This window comes from Treponema sp. (genome assembly GCF_024696245.1).
In the GTDB taxonomy this organism is placed as follows: Bacteria; Spirochaetota; Spirochaetia; order Treponematales; family Treponemataceae; genus Treponema_D.
Genome location: NZ_JAILGZ010000057.1, coordinates 19951 through 32271, shown reverse-complemented (window position 1 = coordinate 32271; position 12321 = coordinate 19951). Strand labels below are relative to the sequence as shown.

At 40.2% G+C, this 12321-nt stretch carries 9 protein-coding genes; 5 read left to right on the top strand and 4 right to left on the bottom strand.

Annotated elements, in window-relative coordinates; all coding sequences use genetic code 11:
• Nucleotides 1-25 precede the first annotated feature (25 nt).
• Nucleotides 26-427, top strand: a complete 402-nt coding sequence (locus K6D58_RS04065; RefSeq protein ID WP_296827899.1) for a hypothetical protein — start codon at nucleotides 26-28, stop codon at nucleotides 425-427.
• 5 nt (nucleotides 428-432) lie between these two features.
• Here K6D58_RS04065 and K6D58_RS04060 read toward each other — a convergent pair whose 3' ends face one another.
• From K6D58_RS04060 to K6D58_RS04050, 3 genes are read right to left on the bottom strand one after another with little or no spacing between them, the layout of a single operon-like run.
• On the bottom strand, nucleotides 433-1785 hold the full coding sequence (locus K6D58_RS04060) for an ArsB/NhaD family transporter (protein ID WP_296827897.1): 1353 nt from the start codon (nucleotides 1783-1785) through the stop codon (nucleotides 433-435).
• Nucleotides 1776-2450 (bottom strand): TMEM165/GDT1 family protein, encoded by a 675-nt coding sequence (locus tag K6D58_RS04055; protein WP_296827895.1) that lies wholly within the window; start codon nucleotides 2448-2450, stop codon nucleotides 1776-1778. Before K6D58_RS04055 ends, K6D58_RS04060 begins: the two co-directional genes overlap by 10 nt.
• An 18-nt stretch (nucleotides 2451-2468) precedes the next feature.
• The gene (locus K6D58_RS04050; protein WP_296827894.1) at nucleotides 2469-4604 is read right to left on the bottom strand and encodes an energy-coupling factor transporter ATPase; all 2136 of its coding nucleotides are present in this window, start codon (nucleotides 4602-4604) and stop codon (nucleotides 2469-2471) included.
• 144 nt (nucleotides 4605-4748) lie between these two features.
• Here K6D58_RS04050 and K6D58_RS04045 point away from each other — a divergent pair, with 144 nt between their 5' ends.
• The gene (locus tag K6D58_RS04045; RefSeq protein ID WP_296827892.1) at nucleotides 4749-5402 is read left to right on the top strand and encodes a porin family protein; all 654 of its coding nucleotides are present in this window, start codon (nucleotides 4749-4751) and stop codon (nucleotides 5400-5402) included.
• Nucleotides 5403-5565: 163 nt separating this feature from the next.
• The gene (gene hisIE / locus K6D58_RS04040) at nucleotides 5566-6873 is read left to right on the top strand and encodes a bifunctional phosphoribosyl-AMP cyclohydrolase/phosphoribosyl-ATP diphosphatase HisIE (RefSeq protein ID WP_296827891.1); all 1308 of its coding nucleotides are present in this window, start codon (nucleotides 5566-5568) and stop codon (nucleotides 6871-6873) included.
• Between the two features lie 82 nt (nucleotides 6874-6955).
• Here hisIE and K6D58_RS04035 read toward each other — a convergent pair whose 3' ends face one another.
• Nucleotides 6956-9922, bottom strand: a complete 2967-nt coding sequence (locus K6D58_RS04035) for a two-component regulator propeller domain-containing protein (RefSeq protein WP_296827890.1) — start codon at nucleotides 9920-9922, stop codon at nucleotides 6956-6958.
• A 117-nt stretch (nucleotides 9923-10039) separates the two neighbouring features.
• Here K6D58_RS04035 and K6D58_RS04030 point away from each other — a divergent pair, with 117 nt between their 5' ends.
• Together K6D58_RS04030 and hisD are read left to right on the top strand one after the other, a co-directional pair.
• Nucleotides 10040-10771 carry a hypothetical protein gene (locus K6D58_RS04030; RefSeq protein ID WP_296827888.1) on the top strand — a complete coding sequence of 244 codons (732 nt, stop codon included), beginning with the start codon at nucleotides 10040-10042 and terminating at the stop codon, nucleotides 10769-10771.
• 223 nt (nucleotides 10772-10994) lie between these two features.
• Nucleotides 10995-12311, top strand: coding sequence for a histidinol dehydrogenase (gene hisD / locus K6D58_RS04025; protein ID WP_296827886.1), 1317 nt, complete (start codon nucleotides 10995-10997; stop codon nucleotides 12309-12311).
• Nucleotides 12312-12321: the final 10 nt, after the last annotated feature.

Genomic DNA, 12321 nt, shown 5'->3' with positions numbered 1-12321 from the left:
TACTAAATATGACGAGGATACGCTTATGTTTAGTAACGGTATTAATTTAAACGCATCAACTTATAAATCTCTTTTCAATACTTCCGGGGGAATTCTTAATGTTCCGGTCAGCCCTGGTGCCGTTATTTATTCTCAGTTTGATTATGTTCACGGAATTGCAGCAGATCCAGGACAGAGAGGCGTTCCTGTTAGTCGTGTAAGCATTCTTAATACCCTTATCAACCAGCTTGTAAACATGAAGAAAACCCCTTCCTTTACAAAAGAAGAAATAGGGGGAATGAATGATGAACAGAAGGATGCCCTTATAAAGCAGTACCAGCAGCAGATTCAAAGCGAAATTGCCGCAGCAGCCCAGGCTCAGACAGGCAGCTACGGACTTGCCGGAATAATGCCGGAAGCCGGAGCTGTTGTATCTATCAGTATTTAATTAAGTTATTTCCACAAAAACCAGAGTAATGTTCCATAAGATGCAGCTGCTATTATGCCTGCAGGAAGAACATTCTTTATCCAGTCCAGACTTTTTATCTCATAAGATTCCCTTTTTAAAAGTCCCAGGGCGTACTGACCAGAAACAGAAGAAAATGGAGTAAGGGAAGCACCACAACAAAGTCCTGCCAGCATTGCAGCAGAAAGAAGGCCGGATTTAAATGCATAGGAAGCAGCTGCTATTTTTATTACAGGAAGCAGCATGATTATAAAAGGTATTCCCTCTAAAAAAGCCCCTGCAAGAAGGGATACAAAAAATACAACTAAGTAAATGCAAATCCTTGAACTTCCACAGGCTGTAAGTAAAAAACCTGCCAGATCATTATAAACGCCGGATTTTTTAAGGGCACCTGCAATAACAAAAACGCCGCCAATATAAACAAACATATCCCAGTCCATTTCCTTTAAGAAGGTCAGAACTTCGGAAAGTGTCTTTTTCTCAAAGAGGAAAAACCACAAAAGACCTGCCAGAGCAATTCCTAAAACGGCACTACCGGAAGTACATTCAAATCTTAGAGTTGTAAGGGAACAGAATATAAGTACTGCAATAACAGCAGCGTAAAGAATAAGGGGAACAATACTTACAATCTTTACCCTTGCAATAAAGTAAGAGCCCTTAAGCTTTCTTGAAAAATAAATGAAGAAGAAAATGGATGTAACAAGAAGGGAGAGCTGAGCTATAAAGAAAAGGGAAATCTTACCGGAATAAATAAAGAAATTTCCCAGGGAAAAAGCTGTACTGTCTGCAAAAATAAATGAAGCTGGAGAAGCAAAGTAAAAAGCAGAAGCTTCCATCATACAAACTGCTCCAAGGGACAATAAAAAGAAAGCAGGATTAAACTTAAGCTGATTACTTAAAGAAAGAATTACCGGCAGGCTGACTGTCATTGCGGCAACAGGTCCCATAAAGGCAGAAAGAATTGCAGTAAAAATAAAAAGCATTGTTAAGGAAAGGGAAGGAAGCTTTACAATAGAAAGCAGCAGGCTGGCAGCCTTTTCCGGAATCCTGGAATAAACCATAAGGGCATTAATAATCATAAGTCCTGCTATAATCATCATAAGATTATATGGAATTGCCGTACCCAGACTATAGGCAGGAGCATAAAGCCTCATGGATGCAATATCATTCATAGCCAGCAGGTCCTTAGGAAGGGCAAATATCTGCCCCGGAAAAATCATACCCAGAATGATAATAAGAAAAGCTGCAAAACTTGAAAAATAAATTCTCTTTTTCTTAAAAACAACTGCAAGCAAATACATCACTGCTGCAATACCAAGGACAAGCCATTTCATCTGCATGATTTTCTCCTGAAAACAGATACTGCAAAAAGCAGTACAAATACTATAACAGCAGCTGCCAATATTTTCCACACAGGAAGACCGTAAGGACAAAGTACCAGGCCTCTGTAAAGGGAATTAAAGCCAAAAAAGGCAAAAAGCAGGGCTGCAAGAACATGTATAAAGAATAAAGAAACTTTTTTCTTAAGGAAAATACAAAGGGCAAGGCCAAGCATATCTGCTAAAAAGAGACCGGCAGAACAGGCAAGCCATACAGGAATGCAGACAGAAAGTCCTTCACTGGCACCAAAAGTAAAGGCTGCAAGCTGAGTTTTATCTCCAAACTCTGCAATAAAAAAACTAAAAAAAACAGCAGCTATTGCCAGACCTGATTTTTTTACACCAGACTCTTCTTCTTCATCATCATCTTCTTTAAAGGAAGAAAGGGCAAATAATAAAAATACAAGACCGGCCGTAAGCTTTACTATCCATAAAGGAATCAGGTTTCCGGCAACAGAACCGAGGGCAACAGCCAGGGCATTTAAAACCAGAATTGCAGCAGCTGTTCCCGCAACAATATCCCTTAACTTATATCTGGAAGAAAGAGCCACAAGTAAAAGCTGAGTTTTATCCCCCATCTCTGCAATAAATACTGTAAGCAGAATGGAAAAGAAACTTAAAATCAAAACTAACCCCTTAAATAATTACTTAAAATACCTTGCCGTAAGAGCATCTGCCAGAAACTGAGCCTTTCTGAAAGTCTGCAGCATAAGAGGAACAAAAAGAGGAATAAGAATCTTTAACTTTTTTAGTCCCTTTGCATGAGAAAAAGCACCCCTGACTATCTGAGTCTTAATAATAGCCGACAGTTCGTCAAGAAGCAGAGGCATAAACCTGAAGATTATTCCGGTTACTAAAACCAGATACCTGACAGGCACTCCTGCCTTAGCCAGAGGCAGAAGTACTCCGGAAAGTCCGTCAAGAATTTCCCTCTCACTGGTAGAGCTTATAAAAACAGCAACACAGGTAACAGAACATAAAGCCCTGATTAAAGTCTTTACGGAAAGAAGGATTTTGTATTCAGAAATAACAATGAATTTCCATCTGAATATTTCTGAGTCCCCTTTACTTACCGGATAAAAAATAAATTCCAGTAAAAGGAAAAAAAGTATAAAGGGAAGAAGCTTTCTTAAAGCAGTAAATACTTTCTTTAAAGAAAAAGAAGAACAGAGGGCATAAATAAAATTCAGCCCCAGCATTATGGCACAAAGACTTACAGACTGAACTGCAAGGGATGCTGTAAATAAAAAGAGGAATATTAAAGTCTTAAGCCAGGCCGGTTTATCAGATAAAAGGGAAGATGGAACTTTTGCAGGAGCAGTCAGAACTCCCGTAAGTTTTTGAATTGAATTCAATATCAGGGAATTGGATGCAGCCTCTATATTTTTTAACTGAGTGCCTGTTTTTACGTCTTCTTTAGCTTCTAGACCGGCTTTATCATCTGCCTTTGTCGCAATTAAATCCTTCCATAAAATGTGGCAGTCTGCTGCAGCTGCTTCTTCCATTCTGTGGGTACTAAAAAGAACTGTTTTTCCTTCATCAGCCAGCTGCCTTAAGGTTCTTAAAACTGTCTTTCTTGAAACTCCGTCCAGGGCAGAAGTAGGTTCATCAAAAATAAGTATATCCCTGTTAAGGGCAATAATACCTGCAATAGAAAGCTTTCTTTTTTCTCCACCGCTAAGATTAAAGGAAGAGCGGTTGCCATATTCCTTGTAATTAAGGCCGGCAAGTTCCATGGATGACTTTACCCTTCTTACAAGTTCCTTACCTTTAAAGCCTTCATTAATTGCGCCAAAGGCTACATCATCTGCTGCATAACGTTCAAATAAAGCAGCTTCACTTTCCTGTAATGCAAGGGCCGGAATACAGCTTCCTTTTATACTGCCACTGTCTGCTTTTTTAAGACCGGCAAGACATTCAAATAAAGTTGATTTACCGCAGCCGGAAGGACCTGTTAATGCCACAAGAGAGCCCTTCTTTAATTCAAAGGAAAGATTTTTAAAAACCTCATACCCCTCATAAGAAAAAGAAAGGTTTTCTACTTTAAGGCTTGTTTCCCTCTCCTGTAAATTTATTTTTGAAGAAGGAAGGCACTGGTCACCGCTGTCAAAAAGCATATCTTTAACAGGAGCTGCCTTTTTAAATTCCTCACTGCTGCCGTCAAAGATTTTACGTCCCTTATCAAGAACAATAACCCTGCCTGCAGCTAAAACTTCATCTTCATCATGGGTTACGTGAATTACAGTATGTCCCTTTGCATTCCACTGCCTTATAAATTCCACCAGCTCTTCCCTGGCTTTAGGATCCAGCATGGCTGTAACTTCATCAAGAATAAGAAGGGATGGAAAAAGTGCAAGGATGCCGCTGAATGCAAGACGCTGAGTCTGTCCTAAAGAAAGTTCAAAGGTCCTGTTCATAGCCTTATCTGCAATTCCCACAACAGTCAGACATTCAATAGTACGAAGTTCAATCTCTGCCTTTGACATATTAAGGTTCTGGGGACCAAAAGCGGTATCCCTTTCTACTATGCCTGCAACAATCTGTTCTTTTGGCTGCTGAAAAACAATTCCCGGAAGAGTATTTTTTTCTACAGTAAAATCTCCTGATTCAGGCTGAATAAAACCTGCAATAAGCCTTGCCAGTGTTGATTTACCGGAGCCATTTAATCCTGCCAGGGCAATATATTCACCCTTATTAATTTCTATACTGATGTCCTTAAGGGCAGGAGTCTGGCACTGAGGATATTTATAGTTTACGTTCTTAAGGCTCACAAGAGACATAGGGCACATTCTACCTTTTTTAGGCAACTTCTTCAATTTGAAACGCAATATAACCATTCCCGCTGCAGATTATTATTTTCTTGACAGAACTTCTTACAGCCGTATACAATTTTTCATATATAAGTTTATTTTAAGGAGATGAGTATGAAAAAATTTATTGCATTAGCATTGGGAATGGCTCTGGCTGTAAGTTCAGTTACAGCAGAAAGGATTTCTACAATCGGCGTAAGGGGAGACCTTTCTTTCAGCGTCGGCTCAGAACTTGGCAGCGACATAAAGGATGTTTACAAATCCTTTGGAGTTAATTTAGATCCGACAACTGAAGTCGGCGGAGGAGTAACTCTTCTTATTAAGAATACATTCTCCAACAACATTGTACTTCAGGGTGAATTCGGTTTTGCACACAATGTCGTGGGATTTGAAGGAGACGGCGTTGAAATGACATTCAGCTGCAACACCCTTAACTTCGCAGCCCTTTTCGGCTATGACTTCCTTCTGGCACAGAATACAGTTGCCCTTACTCCGTTTGTAGGAATCCAGGCAGGATACATTCTGGGAGACTGTGATTCAGAAGTTACAGTTAGCGGTACTACTCAAAGCGACAGCGGCTCTGTAGACTCCATTTCCCTTTCAAGCCTGCTGTTTGGCGTTGAAGCTCTTGTAAGTGTAGGTCCGGGACACATCGTACTTGACGGCCGTTACAATTTAGGACTTTTCCCGGTTCGGGATGACGATAGTGACATTGCAACATTCAGAGCACTTCAGCTTGGTGCCGGATATTCATGGAAACTGAATTAACAGAATAAAAAAATATAATCACGATGAACTTGATTCAGCATCTGAGCTATATAAAATGCAAAGATTCCGAATCAGGTTCAGAATGCTATAATCCTGCAAACTTATCAGTCAGTAATGACATTTACTTTTCAAATCACGTTTTTTTCTGTAAAATTACGGTATTATGGTTATCGCTTCAATTGATATGAAAGACGGACACGTTGTCCAGCTTAAAAATGGAAAAGATCTGGTGCTTCAGCGTGATGATGCAGATGCACTTATCAATGACTTCAACAAATATGGAGAAGTTGCAATTATCGACCTTGATGCTGCAATGCGTAACACAGACGAAAAAGGTAACACTCCAAATACAAAGCTTTTAAAATCTCTTCTTCATAAAGGTAATGTTCGTGTAGGAGGAGGTATCCGTGACGTAAAAAAAGCACGTCAGCTTATCTCTCTTGGTGCAGAAAAAGTAATCATTGGTTCAGCTGCATGGAACGCTGACCGCAAAAATGATTCAGATCCTGTACTTAATGTTTCTTTCCTTGAAGAACTTTGTGCTGCAATCGGAAAACAGAGGGTAATCATTTCTGTTGATGCAATTAACGGAAAAATTGCAGTAAAGGGATGGAAAGAAACTGTTAACATAAGCCTGATTGAAGGAGCAAAAGAAGCTCAGAAATATGCATCGGAACTTCTCTTTACCTGTGTAGAAAAAGAAGGCTGCATGCAGGGAACAGACATGGAACAGGTTAAGGCCCTTCGTGATGCCGTAAGCTGCCGTGTAGTTGCTGCAGGTGGAGTTAACTCTCTTGAACAGATTACACAGTTAGAAAAAATGGGCTGTGACGTTCAGCTGGGAATGGCCCTTTACACAGGAGCTGTAAGTCTTAAAGATTCATTTATCAGCTGCCTGGACTTTGAAAAAGAAAAGGGTATGATTCCTGTTATTGCCCAGGATGCAAGAAGCTCTCAGGTAATGATGATGGGCTATGCAAACAAAGAAGCTTTTGAAAAAACTTTTGATACAAACAAGCTCACCTTCTTTAGCCGCAGCCGCAACTGTCTCTGGACTAAGGGAGAAACTTCAGGACACTTCCTTGAAGTTGTAAAACTCCGTGCTGACTGTGACAGGGATACAGTTCTTGCAACAGTTATTCCTCATGGAGGAGCCTGCCACACAGGAAGCTGGTCATGCTTTGGCAGTGACCCTGATGAACGTTCAACACTGGAACGTCTTTACGGAACAATTTCAGAACGCTTTGCAAATCCAAAACCTGGAAGTTATACAGCAACCCTTAACGACAAGAGGGTTCGTGAAAAGGTAATGGAAGAAGCAGAAGAACTTACAGATGAAGCAGAAACAAAAGATGATGTTATCTGGGAAGCAGCTGACCTTCTTTACTTTATGAGCGTCCTTATGTACAAGGAAGGCGTTAACTGGCAGGATGTTTATAACGAACTGGACAAGCGCCATAAGGAAAAATAAATCTTTTTCTTAAATAATAACCCCCGTCTGTAAAAGGCATCTATAATAAAGAGCCTTTCAAAAGCGGGGGTATTTTTTTGTCCTACTCGTGAAGTTTAAAATCTGTATCTGAATCTATTATAGAAAGCATGATATCTGCAAAAAATGGATCAAACTGAGACCCCTTACCCTTTTCTATCTGTTCACGGACAACATCCTGAGTAAGATGACGGCGGTAACTTCTGTCAGAAGTCATTGCATCATAAGCATCTGCTACACCGATAATTCTTGCAACCTCTGGAATCTTTGTTTCTTTTAGACCATCAGGATACCCCTTTCCGTCCCAGCGTTCATGGTGCCACCTTGCCCCAACAACAACTTCAGGTACAGCAGTAATGGATTTAAGAATATCACTACCGATTACAGCATGAGTCTTTATGATTTTAAATTCTTCATCTGTAAGTTTATCCGGCTTGGAAATAATTGAATCAGGAATTCCAATCTTTCCTACATCATGAAGAAGACCGGCATAAAAAATTCTTTCAAGTTCATCTTCTGATTTACCGGCTTTACGGGCAATCATTACTGCATATTTAGAAACACGATTTGAGTGGCCGTTGGTATACTGATCCTTTGCATCAATAGCAACAACCAGGGCAGAAATTACCTGACTTGTAAATTCCTTATTCTTTTTCTGTTCCCTGATAAATTCCCTGTACCTGTAAACTACCAGGGAAAGAAGAATCATTATTATAATTCCTGCAACTAAAAGCCTGAACCAGGTAAGGTCCCACAAATAAGGTTCCTTTATTACAGTAACCATAGTAGAAGGCTGGCTCTTTACTTCATCCCTGGTCATGGCAATTACGGAAAACTTATATTCACCATGAGGAAGGTTTGTATAAGAAACAATTCTCTGGCTTGTCCATTCAGAAAATTTTGAATCATAACCTTCAAGCATATAACTGAATTTTACCTGCTCAGAAGAAATAAAACTTAAGCCTGTAAATTTAATGCTGAGACGTTTTATATCCGGACCTATTACAACAGGCTTGCCATCATAAACGTAGCTTTCATCATCTACACTTATTTCCTGAATCTGAACTATAGGTGCCTTTGTATTAAGCTTGCCCCGGACAGGATCATAAAATGCAACTCCGTCTACAAGGGTAAACCAGAGTCGACCAAATGAATCCTTTGCAGATTTGGAAGTAGAAGTAACACCTGCTGTAGCAATTCCATCTGAACGGCCATAAAACTTTGAGAAGATGGAAGAACTTTTTCCGGAAAGACAGTTTTCAAAATCCCTTAAATGAACGGAAAAGATTCCCTTGTTACTGGTAAACCAGACTGTTTGCGTATAATCCATTAAAGCCTGGAATACACCGTCAGTACCAAGACCATTTGAAGAATCAAAATTATGAAATTCCATTTGATCCCGGCTGCCACTTATAATGCTCAAGCCTGTACCGGTACAAACCCATATCTGATTCTCAACAGGTTCTGATATTTTAAAGATGATGTTTCCTATAAGGCCATCATTTGTTGTAATCTTCTGTTTTATCTCAAAACTTTCTGAATCAATTATAAAAATACCGCCCCCATCTGTTCCGCACCAGACATCATGATTTTTATCTTCATAAAGGGCCATGATAAAATCTGAATCCAGCCCGGCATTCTTATCAATATTAATGATTTTTCCGTCGGCAGCGTTACCCTTAATTATGTTAAGGCCATTGGTCGTTGCCACATAAAGGTCCCCGTCTGAATGAAGCAGGGTGACCCTGGTCCTGTTACCGGTAAGGCCGTCTTCTTCCTTCCAGCTTACAAGACTTCCGTCAGGGGAATACTTTATTACTCCCAGACTTGCATAGGAACTTACAATTACATCTCCCTCTTCCGTTACATTAACATCACGAATCCTGATATTTTCACAATAGCGGGTAAGGGCATTGCTTACAAATTTTTTCTGGTCATAACAGCGTAAGCCCTTGTCTCCTGCCAGCCAGGTTACTTTTCTAAAAGTATCTTCTGCTACGGCATTAATTGTTTCATTAGTGCGGATTACCCGGAACTGGCTCTGACTTAATTTTTCAAGTCCACCTCTGTCCGTACCAAGCCAGATATTACTCTCCCGGTCTTCAATAATTCTGATAACCTTGTCATCTATAAGTCCCTGGGCTTCTGTAAAATAAGAAATCTCTCCATCAGATAAAACAGCCAGGCCCGTATCTGTAGAAAACCACATGTTACCGTCTGAATCCTGAAAGATACAGCTGACAATAGTTCCTTTCTGACTGCTTCCACCTATAGCATAAATAACTTCTTCATCATTATTCTTTTTTAAAACATAATAAGGACTGATTCCAAACCAGAAGGTTCCGCTGGAATCCTGAGTAACATAAGTAACCACAGGATTCTCAAAACTGTGAATACCTTCATAAACTGTAAAACGCCTTTCTGAATAAAGATAAAGCCTTTTTTCCTGACCTGTACAAATCCAGATTCTTCCGGCAGAGTCACAGAACATATTTTTTACGAGAATATTGTTTTCTTCCCCAAGTGCTTCAATTCCCTCAGGAATAAGAACCTTACCTTCACTGTTGATTATGGCAATTCCTGAAGAAGTTCCTACCCAGATATTGCCTTCATTATCCTGGCAGATATCCCTTATGGAATTATTAGGCAGGCCGTCCTGAACTGAATAACTTTTTACACTGTCATCCGGAGCTATGCAGAAAATTCCCTCATCGTTGGAACCATTCCACAAATTTCCCCTGGAATCAATAAAAAGAGACCTGGCACTTACAAAGTTGTATTTTTTATCGTAATTTCTGTTGATGATTTCAAATTCAATACCGTCAAACCGCCCCAGGCCTTCATAAGTTCCTATATAAATGTAGCCTTTTGTATCCTGGACAATATCAGTTACGGAGTTTCCCGGAAGTCCGTCTTCAGAATTCCAGCTGGTAGGGACGTAGTTATTAAAAAAAAGACTGCCTTCACAAAAAGAGCCCTGCATTACTGTGTAAAACAATAAAAACACGAATATTTTTCTAAAAGTCTTCATATATGTAGTAATTATAATCCCTATTCCCCGAGAAATAAAATTTATTCTTGTTTTTACGTATCTTTTAAGGTATGATTTTGTTAAAGATTTAAAGAATATATTTTTGGAGGAATAATAATGAAAAAGACAAATTTGTTTTTAGCAGCTGTAATTCTCTCTGCCGGAGCTTATCTTACTGGTTGTGCTTCTACAGAAGAAACATCTGACAAATCTCTTTCAACTGGTTCTTCAGTAACCAGAGAAACTATTGACTGGCAGGGTGCCGTAGTTAACCGTGATCCACCAGTATGGGTTTATGATGCCCTTGCTTCTGATTACGATTCACTTGAAAACGGAGAACTTGCAAGCAAACTTAAGGACAAATACTATGTTGTAGTTAGCGGTTCACGTGCAAAGAAAAGTGACCGTGACCTTAAGCTTCTTGAAAGCAGCGTAACAGCAAACTACATGGTTCAGATTGCACAGACACTTAACAACGGTGTTGACCAGCGCTTCTCTGGTGCTCTTTCTACAAACGAAGACACACAGAAACAGCTTACTGCAACTGCAACAGAAGCTAAGTTTACTGGATTCCAGAAAGTTGGTGACTACTGGCTTCTTCAGCGCGTTACAGACAAGAAAAACGATAAAACAACAGAAAACTACACTGTAGTTCAGGTTTATGCATGCGAAAAGGAACTCTGGCAGCAGCAGGCAGCAGCTTACATTCAGCAGCTTGGTCTTAATGCAGACAGCCCGGACCTTAAGAAAGCAGGCGAAATGGCTGACGAAATCGCTTCAAGCCTTAAACCAGCTACATCATCAGCAGTTTATGGTGATGGAAACGGAGTTTACTTTACTGCAGAGTAATAAAAGCCTTACTTAAACATAAGGTCATAAGCCGTCCTGATAACAGGGCGGTTTTTTTATGCCTTTTTCCCTGCTCCTTAAAATTCACTCCGTCCCTTAAAAAATCCCCCGCCCCGCAGCTTCCTCCTGTAACAGCCTCTGATAACAGCCCCAATGCCCTGTTCACAAACACACCGGACTGCCCTTGTTTTCAATTTTCTTCAAATATGCTACACTTTGCTTTATGATTAAGATTCAGAAAAGTAATGAAATAGAAGAAAGTTTCTTTAACGGAAGAGATTTTGGTGACTCAATCCAGACTGTACGTGACATTCTTAAAGACGTACAGACAAGAAAGGATAAAGCCCTCCGTGAATACAGCCAGAAGTTTGACGCAGCTACTCCGGATAATTTTGAAATTCCCCAGGAGACACTTAAAGCTGCTGCAGAAAAACTGGAAAAAAACAATCCTGATCTTTATAAATCCCTCTGTTATTCAAGGGACCTGGCCTTAAGGTTTGCAAAAAAACAGAAGGAATCCTTTGATGACTTTGAAATAGAACTTGAACCTGGCATTATTACAGGCCAGAAAAATATTCCTGTAGACATTGCAGGAGTTTATGTTCCTGCAGGAAGATTCCCTCTTGTAAGTACAGTAATTATGACCGTAACACCAGCCCTTGCTGCAGGTGTAAAAGAAATAATTCTCTGCACTCCTCCAAGAAAAAATCCTGATGGTTCCAGCAAAGCCTATGCTGATGAAAACATTATGGCTGCAGCATACATCTGCGGAGTAACAAAAGCATTTGCATGTGGCGGCGCTCAGGCTGTAGGAGCTATGGCCTTTGGTACAGAAAGCATTCCTAAAACAGATGTTATTGTCGGACCAGGAAACAAATTCGTAGCAGAGGCAAAAAAACTTGTTTACGGAACTGTTGGCATAGACATGGTTGCAGGTCCTACAGAAGTATTCATCATTGCAGATTCAAGTGCAAATCCTGAATGGGTTGCAGCAGACCTTCTTGCTCAGGCAGAACATGATATTGTTGCCCAGCCTGTACTTGCAACTCCTGACCAGAAACTTGCAGAAAAGGTTGCAGAAGAAATTGAACTTCAGCTCCAGACTTTAAGCACAAAAGAAACAGCTTCCCAGAGTATTGCTAACTGCGGAAGAATCATTATAACAAAAGACCTGGAAGAAGCTGCAGAAATTGCCAACAAAAAAGCTCCGGAACACCTGGAACTTGCCATGGAAGCAGGAAGCAGCCGTGATAAAATTGAATCCCTGGTACACAACTATGGTTCACTTTTTATTGGCCACGGTTCAGCAGAAGTATTCGGGGATTACGCAGCAGGCCTTAACCACACACTGCCTACATCAGGAAGTGCAAGATTTACAGGCGGCTTAAGCGTAAGGGTCTTCCTTAAAACAGTAACAACTTTGAAAACAAGAGCCGGAGAAAAGGGAACTCTTGCCAGTGCAACAGCTGCAGGTTTCCTTGGTGATGCAGAAGGTCTTGCCGCTCATGCAAAAGCAGCCAGACTTCGTCTTACAAAATAAGTAACTCAAG

Excerpts from the sequence above, each read along its gene's own strand:
- K6D58_RS04065 (WP_296827899.1), top strand. The coding sequence starts at position 26 with ATGTTTAGTAACGGTATTAATTTAAACGCATCAACTTATAAATCTCTT.
- K6D58_RS04060 (WP_296827897.1), bottom strand. The coding sequence starts at position 1,785 with ATGCAGATGAAATGGCTTGTCCTTGGTATTGCAGCAGTGATGTATTTG.
- K6D58_RS04050 (WP_296827894.1), bottom strand. The coding sequence starts at position 4,604 with ATGTCTCTTGTGAGCCTTAAGAACGTAAACTATAAATATCCTCAGTGC.
- K6D58_RS04045 (WP_296827892.1), top strand. The coding sequence starts at position 4,749 with ATGAAAAAATTTATTGCATTAGCATTGGGAATGGCTCTGGCTGTAAGT.
- hisIE (WP_296827891.1), top strand. The coding sequence starts at position 5,566 with ATGGTTATCGCTTCAATTGATATGAAAGACGGACACGTTGTCCAGCTT.
- K6D58_RS04035 (WP_296827890.1), bottom strand. The coding sequence starts at position 9,922 with ATGAAGACTTTTAGAAAAATATTCGTGTTTTTATTGTTTTACACAGTA.
- K6D58_RS04030 (WP_296827888.1), top strand. The coding sequence starts at position 10,040 with ATGAAAAAGACAAATTTGTTTTTAGCAGCTGTAATTCTCTCTGCCGGA.
- hisD (WP_296827886.1), top strand. The coding sequence starts at position 10,995 with ATGATTAAGATTCAGAAAAGTAATGAAATAGAAGAAAGTTTCTTTAAC.